Source organism: Pseudomonas sp. St29 (genome assembly GCF_001547915.1).
Classification (GTDB): Bacteria; Pseudomonadota; Gammaproteobacteria; order Pseudomonadales; family Pseudomonadaceae; genus Aquipseudomonas.
Genome location: NZ_AP014628.1, coordinates 5,410,297 through 5,426,771, shown reverse-complemented (window position 1 = coordinate 5,426,771; position 16,475 = coordinate 5,410,297). Strand labels below are relative to the sequence as shown.

The following is a 16,475-nucleotide window of genomic DNA, read 5'->3' as shown; positions in this document are numbered from 1 at the left end:
CTTTTCAGAGGGATGGGTATGAAGAATGGACTTTTCAGTGCTCGGCGGTCGTCGTCCGCAGCGCCAGGTTTCCGGCCCGAGGGGCGATCAAATCTGCTGGGCACGACCCTATGAGGTGGCGCCGAACCTTTCAGGCAAGGATTGTCGGGGTGCTGGCGCTGTTGCTGTTGGTGCTGATCGGCGCGGTGTATTTCGCAGTCAAGACCGCGACCACCCAAGCGGTGGAAAAGCAGGCGCAGCAGCAATTGAAAATCGGCACCCGAGTCTTCGAGCGTCTGTTGGATCTGCGGGGGCGCACTCTGCAATACGGGGTCGACTGGCTGGTGGTGGACTCGGAGTTCCGCCGGGCCGTGCTCAGTGGCAAACCGGTGGATATTCTTGCGGCACTGGCCCAGCACCGGGGCGGCATCCGTTCCAGCGAGATGTTCGTGCTCAGTCCCGAAGGCCGGGTCATCGCCAGTACCTTGCCGGCGGTGGCCCGGGACCGGTCCTTCCCCTATGACCAGGCCCTGCGCCGAGCCTGGCGCCACGACACCCACATGCTGTTCGTCGCGATCCAAGGCCGCCCCTACCTGTTGGTGCAAGGGCAAGTGCAGGCTTCGTCGCCCCTGGCCCGGGTGGTCATGGGGTTTCCCATGGACGAGCTGTTCGCCCGGGAGCTGCGCTCCATGAGCAACCTGGAAGTGTCGTTCCTGACCGTCGACGCCCAACGCCCCGGCGAGCTGTTCAGCACCCAACCCGAATTCTTCTGGTCACCCATCATCAACGCCCTGGGCGATCCGCTGTGGCAGTCCCTGCCGCCGTTGAGCGAAGCCCATGGCCAGCGCTTTCTCAACCAGGCCCTGCAACTGGCCAATACCGGGGACCCCGGCGATCCGCGGGTCATGGTCCTGCTGCAAAGCCCCCTGGAGCAGGCCCTGCAGGCCTTCGCGCCACTGGATCGGGAATTTTTGTGGATCGCCCTGGTGGCCCTGGTGATTTCCCTGGTCTGTGCGCTGTTGATGGCCCGGCGGGTTTCGCGGCCCCTGGAAGACCTGGCCGAAGCGGCCCGGCGCATCGGCGCCGGCAATTATCAGGCGGCGGTGGCCATCAAGCGCAGCGATGAATTCGGGGTCCTGGCCGATGCCTTCAACGCCATGCAGAGCGCCATAGCCACCCGTGAGCGGCAACTGGCCCACAACGCCCTGCACGATCCCCTGACCGGTCTGCCCAATCGGACCCTGGCCATCGAACGCCTGGGCCAGGCCATCGCCGCCCGGCGCAAGGTGGTGCTGCTGTACCTGGGCATCGACAATTACCGGGCGATCCATGAGGGCTTCGGCAGTGAAGGGCTGGAGCTGATGATGGGCGAGCTCAGCCGACGGCTGCGGGAAGTGCTGGCCCAGGGCGATACGGCCGCGCGGATCAACGCCAGCGAATTTCTGCTGCTACTGGAGAACACCGAACTCGATGGCGCCATTGCCGTGGCCGATCGCCTCCACGAGCTGTTGAGCCGGCCGCAACTGATCCATGGCGACGAGGTTCGGCGGCAGATCTGCATGGGCATGGCGGTGTACCCCGCCGACGGCCAGTCCGCCGAGGAATTGATCAGCCGCGCGGCCATCGCGCGCCACGACGCCTCGCTCAATCCCGGCTACCTGCAGGTCTATCAGCAGGACCGTGACCTGGCCCACCAGCGGCAGATCAGCCTGATCCGCGATTTGCGCCGTGCCGCGGCCGAAGGCGAGCTGTTCCTGCTGTATCAGCCCAAGCTCGATCGGCACCGGGATGATTGGCACCAGGCCGAAGCCCTGCTGCGTTGGCAGCATCCGGTGTTCGGCGTGGTGTCGCCGGCGGAGTTCATTCCCCTGGCCGAGCGGACCGGCAGCATGCACAGCCTGACGTCCTGGGTCATCGAAGCCTGCATCGGCCAACTGGCCGAGTGGAACCGCCGGGCCTTGCCGGTGCGCCTGTCGTTGAACATTTCTGCCAGTGACCTGGAGGACGACGGCCTGGAGGTCCGGGTCCGCGAATGCCTGGAGCGCTACCAGGTGGCGGCCGAGCAACTGGTCTTCGAAATCACCGAGAGCGCCATCATGCGCAATCCGCAGCAGGCCCTGGCCGTGCTGCAGCGCTTGCGTGGCTGCGGCATCAGCCTGTCGGTGGACGATTTCGGCACCGGTTATTCATCCCTGGCGCAGTTGCAGCGTCTGCCGGTGCAGGAGCTGAAGATCGACCAGTCCTTTATCCGCAACCTGAACGAAACCAGCGGTGATGCGGTGATCGTGCGCTCCACCATTGAAATGAGCCACAAGCTGGGGCTCAAGGTGGTGGCCGAAGGGGTGGAGTTCGAGCATTGCCTGAGGCTGCTGGAAAGCTGGGGCTGCGACACGCTGCAGGGTTACCTGATCAGCCGGCCCCTGGCCACCGAGGCCTTCGAGCGCTGGGTGTCGAGGTCGCGGGTGTCCAGCTGAGGGTGTTGGATGCCGGCCGCGGCCGGCATCCGGGGAGGGATCAGAGGCGGGCCGATTCGGCCTTGTTCAGCAGGCTGTGCAGCTCCGGTTCGATGTCTTCGGCGCAGAGGTTGTCCATGACCTCCTGGATGCAGGGCGCGTAGCGCTGTTCGATGGCGGCTTCGGCCCAGTCCAGCTCATAGATCGCCATGATCCGTACATCCAGGTAGGGCGAGTCAGCCAGCAGACGTTTCAGCAGGGCGATGGCCGGTGGGGTGCGCAACTCGCCCAGGGACACCGCGCAGCGTTGCTGCCAGTATTCGGGCCGTGACAGCAGCGTCTCGCCGAGTCGTTGCCATTGCGTCGGGGTAAAGGCGCCCAGCACGCCCTTGGCCACCTGCTCGGTGGTGTATTCGTTCCAGTTGGCGGCTTCCGAGTCGCCGAACCAGTGCTGTAACCGGTCAAACAATTCATCACGTTTATCCGTATTCATGATGTCTTTCTCCTGCTTAGGGCGGCGGCGCCAGCACGCTGTTCCTGGCCTGCCACCCAATGCCATGGTGTTTATTCAGGCGTGCCAGGACCGATGCTGCCTGATTTGCGCAGGGCTTCCCAGCATTAAAGGGACTACCGGGACCAATGGCCGCGCTCGCCGCCGGGCAGCGCTTGGCACGCCGCAGCCCCTGCCCGGGTCGCGGTTTACCAGGCGCCGGCGAATTTCACCGCGGCCGCGGCGCGCGAGGGCACCTTGAGGGTGTGCAGCAGGGACGACACATGGATGCGCACGGTGAACGGCGAGATCTCCAGTTCCCGGGCGATTTCCTTGTTGGTCTTGCCCAGGGCAATCAGCCGCAGGACTTCCTGTTGCCGGGTGGTCAGCTGGCTCACTTCGGCGCCGGCGTCCAGGGGTAGCAGCAGGCCGGAAGGCGCGTACTTGACCACCACCTCGCCTTCGCGGATGGCCTGGATCGCCTGGCCGATCTCCTCCGGGCTGATGCTCTTGCCGATGAAACCGTCGGCCCCGGCGGCCATGACCTCGCCGATCAGGTCCTGGTTGTCGACCATTGACACCACGATGATCGAGGTCCGCGGCAGTTGGCGGCGCAGGTCGGCAATCAGGCTCACCGAGGTCAGGCCGGGAAAGCGCAGGTCGAGAATCAGCGAGTCCGGTTCCTCGCCGGCCTGGGCCAGGGCCAGCACCGCGGCCAGGTCGCCGGCCTCTTCCAGCACGGCGTCGGGCAGCAGGCGCTGAAGGGTGCGCAGCATGCCTTCGCGAAACAGCGGGTGGTCGTCGGCGACGATAATCCGGCAGGTCATGTCGTGAAACTCCTTGAAACATCCAGTCCTGCGCCCATGCTAACTTGACGCGCGGCGTTATAACGGGCCGCTGGTCGTGTTCGAAACGCGGTTTGGCCGAGCGGCAAAAGACCACGGCCACACAGATTGCACAAGGAGGTGATCGCATGAACGTTGAGAAGGACAGCGAACTCGACCAGGCCACCCTGCGGATTATCGTGTCCGGTTGCGCCCTGGTCTGGTTTGCCGTGATCGGCTTTCTGCCGGGGCAGCAGGTCGACCCTTATGTGCCGGTGATGATCTACATTGCCCTGTTCATGCTGGGGTCGATCATCCTGCGCTTGGCCATCGCCCGCTGGCCCGGGCACTACCCGGCGCGGCGTATCCTGGGCATGGTCTACGACTACACCGGCACCTGTTACGGCCTGGTGGTGGGCGGCGAGGGGGCGCTGCCGATCTACGCGGTGATGGTCTGGGTCAACCTGGGCAATGGCATGCGTTTCGGTTCGCGCTACCTGGCGATCGCCACCGTGCTGGCGCAGGTCGCGCTGTTCATGGTCTACCTGCTGACCCCCTATTGGCAGGCCCAGCCCTACATGGTGCTGATGCTGATGATCACCAGCACGGTGATTCCGGTGTACGCCCATATCCTGCTCAAGCGCACCCGCCTGGCGTCCGAAGAGGCGATTGCCGCCAACCTGGAAAAATCCCGCTTCCTGGCCCAGGCCAGCCATGACCTGCGCCAGCCGATCCACTCCATCGGCCTGTTCACCGCCTGCCTGCGCGAAGCCAACCTGGGGATGGATGAGCGGCGGCTGGTGGACAACATCGACCGTTCGCTGCTCAACGTTTCGCAGCTGTTCCGTTCGATCCTCGACCTCTACACCCTGGACAACGGGCGGGTGCAGCCCAAGTACGACACCGTGCACCTGGGCGAGCTGCTGCGCGACCTGGTACGCCAGAACACCGAAGCCGCGCGCTGGGCCGGTGTCGAGCTGCGGTTGCGGCCTTGCGCCCATTGGGTGCGAGTCGATCCGGGGTTGTTGGCGACCATGGTGCAGAACGTGCTGTCCAACTGCTTCAAGTACGCCGCCGAACGGCCGGTGCTGATTGGCGTGCGCCGGCGCGGCGCAGGCCTGGCCATTGTCATTTATGACCAGGGCCGGGGGATTGCCGAGGAACATCTGCCGAAGATCTTCGATGAGTTCTACCGGGTCCGCCAATTGCGCGACAAGGACGTCGAAGGCGTCGGCCTGGGTCTGTCCATCGTCAAGCGCCTGGGGCAGTTGACCGGCCTGCAGGTGACGCTCCGCTCGCGGGTCGATCACGGCACCACGGTCAGCCTGCATGGCTTGTCACCGGCCGCGCCACAGCGCTTGCACGGCCGTGACGAGGCGCTGCAGAGCGGCTTGCTGACCGGGTTGCGGGTCTGTCTGGTGGAAGATGACCGCAACGTCCTGCTGGCCACCTCGGCGCTGCTGGAACGCTGGGGTTGCGTGGTCCAGGCCGAGTCGAGCGGGGAAGATTTGCTGACCGACTGCGACATCATCGTCGCCGACTACGACCTGGGCACCCGGGCCTCGGGCATCGAATGCATCGACAGCATCCGCCGACAGCGCGGTTGGGAGGTGCCGGCGCTGATCATCACCGGGCACGACATCGAGAAAATCCACGCGGCCCTGCACGACCGCAACATCGCCATCCTCTCCAAGCCGGTGCGCCCGGTGGAACTGCGGGGCACCTTGCGCGCCCTGCGCGAAACGCCGCTGGCGTCGGCCCGCAGCGCTTCGGCGCCAGCGGCGGTTACCAGGTCCGGCACGGGATAAGCAGGGGGTAGTTGGTCATGGTCAGCTTCTTGTTCTCGCCGCTGGCCACTTCGACGAAGTCATCCAGCATCCCCGAGTACGAAGAGATCGAACTGCGCTCGGTGTAGTAGTGGGTGGTCACCGGCCCGTAGTTGGTGTTGCTCTGGCCGGTGCCCACGTACTCGTTCCAGCGGCTGGTGCCGTACACCATGTCCTGGCCCTGGACGAAGTAGCGGCCCGGTTGCAGTCCGGTGAACTGGAAGATGCCGTTGCCGTCGGTACGGGTCACCCGGTGCACGGCCAGGGCCTCGGGGACCATGCTCACCGGGGCGCCTTCGGGCTGGGACGCGCGCAACTTATGCCAGGCCTGCAAGTGCGGGGTGACCGGGTAGAGATAGATCTTGACGTCGCGGCTGTCCTCGATGCCATCGTTGCCGACGATGCAGAACTTGCCGGTGAGCGTGGCGCTGCCGGGCTGCAGGGCGGCGCGCGCGGCCTGGGTGTCGAAGGGCACGTCGGGGTACTGCACGCTGGGAATCTTTACCGGCGGGTATTCGGCCAGGGTTCGCCCTTGGCGCGGCGCACAGGCCATCAGGGTACAGGCGAGCAGGGCCAGGCCTGTCGCCATGAAGAGACGGGGTTTCATCAACTCGGGACCTTTTCAAGAGGGAGCGGTGCTCGCCCGATGCTGTCCCGCTGCTACACCGGGGCAGCCCGTCGTGGCGAACCAGGTTGGCCTTGGGGCTAGCGCTTTATTGCTTGCTGCACTCGGCCGGCAGCGCTACCGCTCCGCCCATGGTGGCGAAGGCGACCATGCCGCCGCTGGGCAATACGCAGTTGTATTCGCCGGCGCTGGTACTGGCGGTGAAGTAGGTCTGGGACGCGTCGCTGCGCACATTCGAGACTGTGGAAACCGGCTTGCCGAGGGTGATCTGGGCGCGGTTCTTCAGATCGTCGTTGCTCGGTTTGGCGATGGCGCAACCGCCCAGGGTGAGGGCCAGGGCGCTGAGCAGGGCGAGGGGACGAAGGCTGGACTGGAGTTTCATGATGGCTCTTCCTTGGTGTTGTTGTGTTTTCAACGGCGCAGCCGCTCCCGACACCGCAGAACGGCGGTGTTGGGGGAGAGCGGGTGGTTGCCCGGCACTATATCCCCGGGCTGGGGGAGGGTCGATTAGCACAAATGGGCTAATGTCGCTTTGCAATTACGGGGCGCTGGGGGAGGCGCACAGGGCCGTCGGATGGGACCGGCGAGGTGTTGCCGGTCCCGGATCAAGCTCAGGTGAGCAGTTGTTCCTGCAGGCGCCGGCCGAGCACGTCCAACAGGTCGCAGCCGTCGCGCAGGGGGATGACGCACAGCTGGGCGAAGTCCTGGAGCAGGGCCGGGTTGCTCTGCAAGTTGTCGTGACTGGCGATGTTTTCCAGCAATTGGGTGGCCGCGCGGATGCGGTGGGCGGCGGCCTCGTGGAGCGCGTCCAGCGGGGCCTGGGTGTCCACCAGCAGGGCGGGGATGTTGTAGTCGTTGCTGGTGAGGGGCATGTAGTGCTCCACGGTTTTATCCACTGTGTTGGTGGGTGGATCAGGTGTGATTTTCTTCATTGGTCTGCTTCCTAACGTATGAGTCGGAGTCGCCAAGAATCACTTCCACGTAATTAGGTGGCGGCTGTACGCAGGTGTGGAAGACCGGGACGTTAGGCACCCGGCGCACCCAAGAGTGCCCCGCGCACAGCCACCATAAAGTGCAGGCTAAAAACATGCCTGGCGGTTGCTGGTGCTTTGCGCGCCTAACGATATAGGGGCTTCCACACCCCTGTCACTGAATTTGCAATGACCCCCAGACCTTAAGGGCATCGCCTTGGAGGGACAAGGTGATGCAAGTGGACGCGAGTTGTAGGACTTTTCGGTGACCGCGATTTGAGGGGCAGGGTATGCCGAAGTCTTCCTCCGATCAGTCGCCACATGAGCATTCGCAACTTTCCTTCCAGCACCCTCAGCACCCGGATGGCGGTGAGATAAAGGAGGTCATGGAACGGGCTGATCGGTCGGTATTTCAGACACTTCCTACAAACGTGACGAGTTGCAACTTGCTACGTTACTGCGCGTCCGCAGCGTGGCCTCGGCCCCGCAGCGCTTCGGTTAATGGACTTAGCCGCAACACGTCAAGGAGCGACCCATGTTCAGCCCGGCCGACCAGACCCACTTCAGCCTGGACATCCAAGGCGTCCAGCACGACTTCCAGGTGCTCGCCTTCCAGGGCAGCGAAGCCATCAGCCAGCCGTTTCGCTTCGACCTGCAACTGGTCAGCGAACGCCCCTTCATCGACCTCGAACCGCTGCTGCACCAACCGGCCTTTCTCGCTTTCGACCCCCAGGGTCACGGCATCCATGGACTGATCCAACGCATCGCCCAAGGCGACGCCGGCAAGCGCCTGAGTCGCTACAGCTTGTCGCTGCTGCCGCAGCTGGATTACCTGCGCCACCGTAGCAACCAGCGGATCTTCCAGCAGCTCTCGGCGCCGCAGATCATCGCCCTGATCCTCGAAGAGCACGGCATCCTCGGCGATGCCTACCAGTTCCAGATCCAACACCCGTGCCCCGAGCGCAACTACTGCGTGCAGTACGACGAGAGCGACCTGCACTTCATCCAGCGCCTGTGCGAAGAAGAAGGCCTGCACTATCACTTCCAGCACAGCCGCGAGGCGCATTTGCTGGTGTTCAGCGATAACCAGAGCGTATTCCGCAAGCTTGGCCGACCCACCGCCTATGTGCGCGGCAGCGGGCTGGTGGCCGATGAGCCGGTGATCAAGGCTTTCGAGGTGCGGGTCGAGACGCGCACCAGCCGCGTCACCCGACGTGACTACGACTTCGAAAAGCCACGCCTGCAAATGGAGGCCGCCTACAAGCCCGACGCCCAGACCCAGCAACCGGACCTGGAGGACTACGACTACCCCGGGCGCTTCACCGATCGCGAACGGGGCAAGTTCCTCAGCCAGCGCGCCCTGGAGCGCCATCGCGCCGACTACCGGCAAGCCGAAGGCTGGGGCGATGAACCGCGACTGGTCAGCGGACATTTGCTGGAACTGTCCGATCACCCGCGCCAGGCGTGGAACGACCTCTGGCTGCTGACCCAGGTCAGCCATGAGGGCAAACAGCCCCAGGTGCTGGAGGAATCCATCACCAGCGACACCGATTTGAGCGATGGCTTCCAACAGGGTTACCGCAACCGCTTCCTCGCCACCCCCTGGGACGTATTCTTCCGCCCCGCGCTGGACCATCCCAAACCCCGGGTCCTGGGCAGCCAGACCGCAGTGGTCACCGGCCCGCCAGGAGAGGAAATCCACACCGATCAATATGGCCGGGTCAAGGTGCAGTTCCACTGGGACCGCGAAGGCCAGGGCGACGACCAGACCAGCTGCTGGCTGCGGGTCGCCTCCAGCTGGGCCGGCGACCGCTACGGCGCCCTCGCCATCCCCCGCGTCGGCATGGAAGTGCTGGTGGACTTTCTCGAAGGTGACCCCGACCAGCCGCTGATCAGCGGCTGCCTTTATCACCAGGAACACCCGGCGCCCTACGCACTGCCGGCCAACAAGACCCGCAGCGTATTCAAGACCCTGAGTTCGCCGGGTGGCGCCGGCTTCAACGAAGTGCGCATCGAAGACAAGCAAGGCGCCGAACAGATCTTCGTCCACGCCCAGCGCGACTGGGATGAAAACATCCAGCACGACCAGAAGATTCGCGTCGGCCACGAGCGTCACGACAGGGTTGAAGGCAACAGCTACAGCGAACTCAAGGCCGAGGAACACCGCACCGTCCACGGCGAACGCAAAACCGAAATCCGCGCCGACGACCACCTGAACGTGGCGCAAGACCAGCACATCAAGCTGGGCACCGCACAACTGCTCCAGGCCGGGCGTGAAATCCACCTGCAAGCGGGCCAGAAGATGGTGATCGAAGCGGCCAGTGAACTAACGGTGCAAGCCGGGGGCAGCTTTATCAAGCTCGACGCCAGCGGCGTCAGCGTGAGTGGGGCGTTGCTCAAGGTGAATGCGGGAGGTGCAGCCGGTGCTGGCTCTGGCATTGGAATCCAGCCACCGGTGCTACCCGGCGTGGCGGATAAGGATAAGGCCGGGAGCTTGATGGAGAAGGCTTTGGTGAATCCCAAGCAGAAAACCAAACCTGAAGAAGATTATCCGTTCTCGCTGTAACCCTCGTTTTTATGGACATGCAGATTGATGGATATGGAGTCCGACTATGTTGATCAGCCCACCTTTTCTCCCGTTAGCCGCCCCAAACGAAAGCGATGAGGAGTATCTCAATCGGGCGATGAACAGTACTGAAGGAGCCTTTCCTCTCGGTCAGAACATGATCTGGCACGGTGGTATCCATCTCACGGCACCGAGGGAAGGGAACACTCACCTGCCCGTTCGCGCCATCGCCGATGGAACCGTGGCTTATGTTCGTCAGCCTACGGCAACCAACACCGATACCAGCCATCCTTTGAATTATCGAAATGGCTGGACCGATAACGGCTGCCTGATTCTGAAGCACGAAACGGATATAGGCGAAGGCGCCCACGCCAAGGTTGTTTTTTATTCAATCTACATGCACTTATCCGCTATTAAATCCGTCAACATCGCAATTGATATGCCTATTTACAGGAAGGACGAATTAGGTACGGCGGGCAGGATTTATGGTGCTCCCCATAAAATCCACTTTGAAGTCATCTGCTCCCAGGAGCAACTTGGCCATTTTCTAGGCAGGAGTACCGGGCGCCTGACCACCACCAGGAATGGGCGAACTGATAGTTGTTGGGGCGATATTCACTTCTACATTCCTCCAGAAATACTGTTCTATGCCGCCCGCCCGACCAACCCAACAAGCGCAACTAATGAGTCGGCCATTGTTCACCGGCATATCGATGCCTATTTTGTTTCTATGAACTATGGGAAAGGACAGTGCACATTAACCACTCTCGATGAAGTTGGCACTCGACTGGGAGAACGGCAGGAAACGCAAGATTACGAATACAACCTCTATACGACTGCCAGTACGTTGTATCCCCGTTCACCGAGTGCGGGTTATGAGTTATTGCGATTTGGCCGGACATTGGGTCCAGATCTACTACATCCCCATGATGCGGCGCACTGGCGACAAGTAGCCTATCCGGCGAGCGGCGCCCATCCGGCAGGCGTCGGCTGGGTCAACCTGAAAAGTCCTACAGTTACTGTCTATAGCGACGCCGACTTTCCCCATTGGCAGGGTTGGAAGTTGATTGACGATGACACCGATGGTGATGGTCGTTGCCAGTCTGAACAGGTTATGGAATTACTGGGCATTTCCGAGATTCCAGTGACGCCACAACAGCGTACTGCCTATAGTGCGATGATCAACACACCTGAAAACCAGAAAAAACTTAAACGACTGATTTGTAAATTTCCCAGCGAATGGGAAAGAGCCAATTTCTTCAACAGGTACAACTGGTTGAGTGAAGGTAATGAGCCTATTATTTCCGCGCAGGCTCAAGAAAAATTGAAGTTGCACTATGAGGCGTTGGCTTTTTGGGAAAATATGGATCTGAAAGATGTTAATTCAGAGCACTGGCATTTCCCACCAAAGGAGTTTATTCGGGTTTTTAGAAAGTGTGGATGGCTGAGTTTGGTTGAAGTTGGAGGTACGTTTCCCAAGCACATGTTTTATACCGCGAGCGGAAATCCAAGAACTTCCATAAATACAAGTGGCCAGACATATACCACAAATAGAAGAAGTGCGGAAAATAGAGTGTCAAGCCATATAGAGGATCTAAATAAAGCCATAAGAAAATATTTGGGTGCAGACAGGAAGAGAATTTCTATATTTTTAGCGCAAGTACTTCTTGAAACGGCACAGTGGAGAAATATCGGTGGAAGTAAGCGCTTAATGCATGAGTGGGGTTTTGGTCGGTATTCTGTGCTAAACCCCGCAACTGAATTTTATAGCGTGTTCTACGGAAGAGGGATAATGCAGTTGACTTGGGCTAAAAACTACAAAGCTTATGGAGAGTACCGAGGTTTTAGAAATCATGTAGGCGCATATACTGAAAGGATTTCGAATATCCCTCCACGCCTGACTAACGTTTCAATGCACTACTCAGCACATCCGGATGATGGGGGGATTGCTTTTGTCTGGGCTCCAAGATTTGATCCAGATATAGTTGCAGAGAGCAAATATAATGCGTGTGACTCGGGCGGTTTTTACTGGGTGTCTAAAGTCTTCTCTGGTGGAATGAATATAAACAGAGTTTCAGACAGGTTGTACTCGGCTAATAATATAGGACTGATCAATCGTCTAGTTAACGGCGGCGGCAACGGATATTACGAGAGACAGGCCTATACTGCCTATATGCTTCGAAAGCTTACAGACAGCATTGCTGAAACCCAAACAATAATCATATCTCCTACAGGGAAGGCTACTATCCATGCAGATATGCAGCCTGCGGAGTAGTCAGATGAATGTTAAAAAAGCAATTTTGGCGGCGCTAGTAACCTTTGTTTGCGTGTCTATTCAAGCGCAATCGCTAAGATTCAACCCCGACAAAGAAAGCGAAGTAAAGCTTTCGTGGGACGGATTAAGCTTGAATATAGATGTGAAGAGTAATGGGAATCACAAGGTAAGCGACTTTGCTTTTGAAACAGATAAGAAGCTACATATAGCGCTTGATGATTTCAATTTTGACGGAGTGGGGGATTTTGCTGTTTGGCATACTGATGATGGGATGGGTACTTACAGGATCTTTAGAGTGTTTATTTATGACGTTAAAACAATAGCCTTCACAGAGATCTTTCCAAGTTGTGGTGATGAATTTATCAATCTCGTGACTGATAAAAAAAACAGAAGTCTAAACAGTACCTACTATGAGGATAATATCCCAAAGCAGTGCGTTACTAGCTTCTGATGAAAGTGGCCAACTGCTAACCAGAATCACAAGTTCCTTTTAGTACACCTGTCCGAATGGCATGTTTTTTTGCCAATGCCACTCAAGAGACACAAGGGTATCAAACAAGTCATGAGGATAGTCCATAATGGTACAGTTCTTGACGCTGTATAGACTTCCTGCATTTAACCCATATTGGAAACTATATTGAATATTGGAGATTCAAGGGGGGCATCGACAATCAGATTTCACAAGCTTTAATGAGCAGGTTGGTCATGACCAATAATAATCGCCCTATTGCTCAGGGGGGATTCATGTATGATCCGATAAACTCTTTGAACGATATATCTACGGGCATCCCTCAAGAGATCATTGTAAAACGAGAGGCTGTAAAGGCATCGTTTGATACCACCAACAGCGCCGACGCATATGGGTTATGGTCTGGGTCAGCCAAACAGGCAGATGGATACTATGCGGCGCCTTTCAGTACATTAAGGGCTGTCACGACAAACCTTCAGACGAAACACTATTACGAAAATTCCGCGTTTGGAAATGTTGCCGCAACAATTAATACTGGATCACCATCATCAAATTTTTCGTCTATATGGGGAATCCAGGCACGATTCATGGCATTTGCAAATGCACAGGTTGTTTTAATGGATAGACTGCAATTTCCAATGTCCGCCAATAGCCTATCCATGGTTCCACTGGATTATGTTCGCAGGAGTATTGAGTGGTGAATATCATAAAATGGATGTTGGGCTTGGCAAAAGCGCAACTATGCTTACTGCTGATCTTTTCTTTTGCCGCTGTTGGTGGCGAAACCATCAAGTTAGGCAATGGTATCAGGGAAAGCATATATGCCACTGGGAAAAGCACAGTAGAAATTCACCAGAGCCATTGTCTATACAGCATGCTGCTGCTCAAGGGGCAACGCTTAAGGTTTAATACGCCAGACGTTGTATTTCTTGAGTCAAAATCAAATGAAAAAATCAAAGATTGGCCATATTTATCACAGGCCGAAACAAGCTTTGGATACAGTTGGAGTTTTAAGAAAAAATCTGGGCTGAACTCGAAATGGTTTGGTTTGATGTGTGACAATGCAAAATACTTTGATTTTGAGCCGGCATTCGAAAATCAGCTAAGCAGTGACAGCCCTGAACTGCAGCAAATCAAAAATGATAATGCATTTAAATGCCCGGGGGCGCTGAGCGAGGCAGGGTGGAGGCCAACAGAAAAAGCCGGAGCCGCCAATAGTTATGTATTTGAAGAAATAAAAAATGAAAATTTGAGCGGCTTCATTGTTGGATACAAAAACAAAGACACACCTACATTTGGTCGAGTAACGTTTTGCCTGATTAAAGGCGAAAGTGTTTTACTCGGCAGTGCTGAGAATGCCCCAGAGCCACTATCGATAAGTGCGAAAACTTTCAGTGAATTAAAGAGGGTGGCGTCAGGTATTGTATTTTTAAATTAAGCATACAGAAAAGCTGTACTCCCTAAGGGGAGTGATATTCCTAATGCGTAGCGATCACAAAAAAAGGCGGCTACCCGTAGGTAGCCGCCTTTTTCATCCCTGCCGGTAAAGCTTATTCCGCCAGTTTGTAGGCAATGATGTAGTCGCCCATCTTGGTGCCCAGGGAGCCGTGGCCGCCCACGACCACCAGGACGTACTGCTGGCCGTCCTTGCCGGTGTAGCTCATCGGCGTGGCCTGGCCGCCCGCTGGCAGGCGGGATTTCCACAGTTCCTTGCCGTTTTTCACGTCATAGGCGCGGATGTACTGGTCCAGGGTGCCGCTGAGGAAGCCCACGCCACCGCCGGTGACCATGGAGCCGCCCATGCTCGGTACGCCCATCGGCAGGCCGATCGGGATTGGCGAGCTGTCGCGGCTGGTGCCGTTCTTGTGCTTCCACACCACCTTGTTGGTGGTCAGGTCGATACCGGCCACGTAGCCCCAGGCCGGTGCCTGGCAGGGTACGCCCAGAGGCGACATGAACGGGTGCATGATCACCGCGTAAGGCGCGCCAGTGTTGGGTTGCACGCCCGAGGTTTCGCTTTCGCGCTTGCTGCCGGCGGCGACTTCGGCCCGCGGCACCAGCTTGGAAACGAAGGCCATGTAGTTCGGGCTGGTGAACAGCAACTGGCGCACCGGGTCCAGGGACACGCTGCCCCAGTTGAACACGCCGACGTTACCCGGGTAGATCAGGCTGCCCTGCACCGACGGCGGGGTGTACTGACCTTCATAGCGCAGTTCCTTGAACTGGATGCGGCACAGCATCTGGTCGAACGGCGTGGCGCCCCACATGGCTTTCTCGTCCAGTGGCGGTGGCAGCAGGTTCAGGTCCGAGCGGGCCTGGGTCGGGGCGGTGTGGTCGCCTTCGACCGCGCCGGTCGGGGCCGGGATTTCCTGGATCGGTACGATCGGGGTGCCGTCGCGACGGTCCAGCACGTACATGCTGCCTTGCTTGGTCGGCTGGATCAGCGCCGGCTTGACGCCGTTCGCGGTCTTCATGTCGAGCAGGGTCGGCTGGCTGCCCACGTCCATGTCCCACAGGTCGTGGTGGGTGAACTGGTAGTTCCAGCGCAGCTTGCCGGTGTCGATGTCCAGGGCCACGGTGCCGGCGCTGAATTTCTCGGCGCCTGCGGTGCGGTTGCCGCCCCATTGGTCAGGCATCTGGTTGCCCAGTGGCAGGTAGACCATGCCCAGCTTCTCGTCGACGCTGGCCAGGGACCACATGTTCGGCGAGTTGCGGGTGTAGGTCTTGCCTTCCGGCAGGGGAGCGGTTTCGTCGGGGTTGCCCGAATCCCAGTTCCACACCAGGTGACCGTCGTGCGCGTCGAAGGCGCGGATCACGCCGGACGGTTCGTTGGTCGATTCGTTGTCGGTGACATGGCCGCCGATGATCACCAGGTTGCGGGTGATGGCTGCCGGCGAGGTGGAGTAGTAGCCGCCCGGGGTGAACGGGCCGATACCGGCCTTGAGGTCCACGGCGCCCTTGTTACCGAAGTCTTCACAGACCTTGCCGGTGTCGGCGTTGATGGCGATCAGGCGCGCATCGGCGGTGGGCAGGAACAGGCGGCGCGGGCAGCTGGCGGCGATGGCCTGGCCCGCGGGGGACAGGGTGGCCGGCTGGCTGATGGCATCGGCGTTCTTGAAGTTGGCTTCGTCGTAGTACGACACGCCACGGCAGGTCATGTGCGCCCAGCCACGGAAGTCGTCGCCGTTGGGGCCTTGGATCTGCGGGTCGAAGCGCCAGATTTCCTTGCCGGTGTCCGGGTCCAGGGCCAGCACCTTGCTGTGGGCGGTGCAGGCATAGAGCATGCCGTTGACCTTCAGCGGGGTGTTCTGGTTGGTGATTTCCACCGGGTCCTTGGCGGTCGGCATGTCGCCGGTGCGGATGCGCCAGGCTTCCTGCAGCTTGCCGATGTTGCCCGGGGTGATCTGCTTCAGTGGCGAGTAGCGGTCGCCGAACTCGGTGCGGCCGTAGGCTTGCCATTCACCCTCGGGCATGGCCGGGGCGGTGCTGGTCATGTTGGCGCTGTCGCGACCCAGGTCGCCGGAGATTTCACCAGGGTGGGTGAACTGGCTGCCAATGGCGGCGCCACCGGCCAGGACCACGGCCACGCTCAGGGCCGCGGTGCCCATCGGTGCCGGGCCATCGCGCAGCAGCGGACGGCGGAACCAGGGCAGCAGCAGGACCACGCCGAGGGCGAACCACAGCGACAGGCGTGGCACCAGTTGCCACCAGTCCAGGCCGATTTCCCACAGCGACCAGACGGTGCTGGCGAACAGCAGCAGGGCGTACAGACCCAGTGCCGCGCGTTTGCCGGCCAGCAACAGCAGGCCGGTCAGCGTCAGGCCGATACCGGCCAGGACGTAGTACAGCGAGCCGCCGAGCATGCTCAGCTTGATCCCCCCGGCCAGCAAGGCCAGGCCCATTAGCAGCAGCAAGATCCCGAGCAGGCTTGGCAGCCAGCGGCTCGGACTTGAAGCACCCTCAGTGCTCATAGTGTGGTTCTCCGTGACGTTAAGAG

Annotated in this window: 13 protein-coding genes; 7 read left to right on the top strand and 6 right to left on the bottom strand. The window is 59.5% G+C overall.

Annotated elements, in window-relative coordinates; genetic code table 11:
- Positions 1 to 110 precede the first annotated feature (110 nt).
- Positions 111 to 2,453 (top strand): putative bifunctional diguanylate cyclase/phosphodiesterase, encoded by a 2,343-nt coding sequence (locus PST29_RS24025; protein WP_060844499.1) that lies wholly within the window; start codon positions 111 to 113, stop codon positions 2,451 to 2,453.
- A 40-nt stretch (positions 2,454 to 2,493) separates the two neighbouring features.
- On the opposite strand, the gene PST29_RS24020 is transcribed toward PST29_RS24025, so the two are convergent.
- Positions 2,494 to 2,925: a HEAT repeat domain-containing protein gene (locus tag PST29_RS24020; RefSeq protein ID WP_060840849.1), complete on the bottom strand. Its 432-nt coding sequence runs from the start codon at positions 2,923 to 2,925 to the stop codon at positions 2,494 to 2,496.
- A 206-nt stretch (positions 2,926 to 3,131) separates the two neighbouring features.
- Complete coding sequence (locus PST29_RS24015; protein WP_060844498.1) at positions 3,132 to 3,749, bottom strand: response regulator; 618 nt, start codon at positions 3,747 to 3,749, stop codon at positions 3,132 to 3,134.
- Positions 3,750 to 3,895: 146 nt separating this feature from the next.
- Here PST29_RS24015 and PST29_RS24010 point away from each other — a divergent pair, with 146 nt between their 5' ends.
- Positions 3,896 to 5,554 (top strand): ATP-binding response regulator, encoded by a 1,659-nt coding sequence (locus PST29_RS24010; RefSeq protein ID WP_060844497.1) that lies wholly within the window; start codon positions 3,896 to 3,898, stop codon positions 5,552 to 5,554.
- On the opposite strand, the gene PST29_RS24005 is transcribed toward PST29_RS24010, so the two are convergent.
- The 3 genes from PST29_RS24005 to PST29_RS23995 all read right to left on the bottom strand — a co-directional run bounded on the left by PST29_RS24005 (position 5,532) and on the right by PST29_RS23995 (position 7,129).
- Positions 5,532 to 6,179, bottom strand: a complete 648-nt coding sequence (locus tag PST29_RS24005) for a carboxypeptidase-like regulatory domain-containing protein (protein WP_060844496.1) — start codon at positions 6,177 to 6,179, stop codon at positions 5,532 to 5,534. The genes PST29_RS24010 and PST29_RS24005 overlap by 23 nt on opposite strands.
- Positions 6,180 to 6,285: 106 nt before the next feature.
- Entirely contained in the window at positions 6,286 to 6,579 is a 294-nt protein-coding gene (locus PST29_RS24000; protein ID WP_060844495.1) for a hypothetical protein, read from the bottom strand.
- Between the two features lie 229 nt (positions 6,580 to 6,808).
- Positions 6,809 to 7,129, bottom strand: coding sequence for a hypothetical protein (locus PST29_RS23995; protein ID WP_016964166.1), 321 nt, complete (start codon positions 7,127 to 7,129; stop codon positions 6,809 to 6,811).
- Positions 7,130 to 7,703: 574 nt separating this feature from the next.
- Between PST29_RS23995 and tssI the strand changes: the two genes are divergently transcribed.
- From tssI to PST29_RS31985, 5 genes are all read left to right on the top strand, one after another.
- Positions 7,704 to 9,734 (top strand): type VI secretion system Vgr family protein, encoded by a 2,031-nt coding sequence (gene tssI / locus PST29_RS23990; protein ID WP_060844494.1) that lies wholly within the window; start codon positions 7,704 to 7,706, stop codon positions 9,732 to 9,734.
- 46 nt (positions 9,735 to 9,780) lie between these two features.
- Positions 9,781 to 12,009 (top strand): M23 family metallopeptidase, encoded by a 2,229-nt coding sequence (locus PST29_RS31995; protein ID WP_148659672.1) that lies wholly within the window; start codon positions 9,781 to 9,783, stop codon positions 12,007 to 12,009.
- A 4-nt stretch (positions 12,010 to 12,013) separates the two neighbouring features.
- On the top strand, positions 12,014 to 12,460 hold the full coding sequence (locus tag PST29_RS23980; protein ID WP_129406397.1) for an XAC2610-related protein: 447 nt from the start codon (positions 12,014 to 12,016) through the stop codon (positions 12,458 to 12,460).
- A 254-nt stretch (positions 12,461 to 12,714) separates the two neighbouring features.
- On the top strand, positions 12,715 to 13,179 hold the full coding sequence (locus PST29_RS31990) for a hypothetical protein (RefSeq protein ID WP_129406398.1): 465 nt from the start codon (positions 12,715 to 12,717) through the stop codon (positions 13,177 to 13,179).
- Entirely contained in the window at positions 13,176 to 13,916 is a 741-nt protein-coding gene (locus tag PST29_RS31985; protein WP_129406399.1) for a hypothetical protein, read from the top strand. The genes PST29_RS31990 and PST29_RS31985 overlap by 4 nt, the downstream gene beginning before the upstream one ends.
- 112 nt (positions 13,917 to 14,028) lie before the next feature.
- Here the strand turns inward: PST29_RS31985 and PST29_RS23975 are convergent, their stop codons facing one another.
- Entirely contained in the window at positions 14,029 to 16,449 is a 2,421-nt protein-coding gene (locus tag PST29_RS23975; RefSeq protein ID WP_060844492.1) for a glucose/quinate/shikimate family membrane-bound PQQ-dependent dehydrogenase, read from the bottom strand.
- Positions 16,450 to 16,475: the final 26 nt, after the last annotated feature.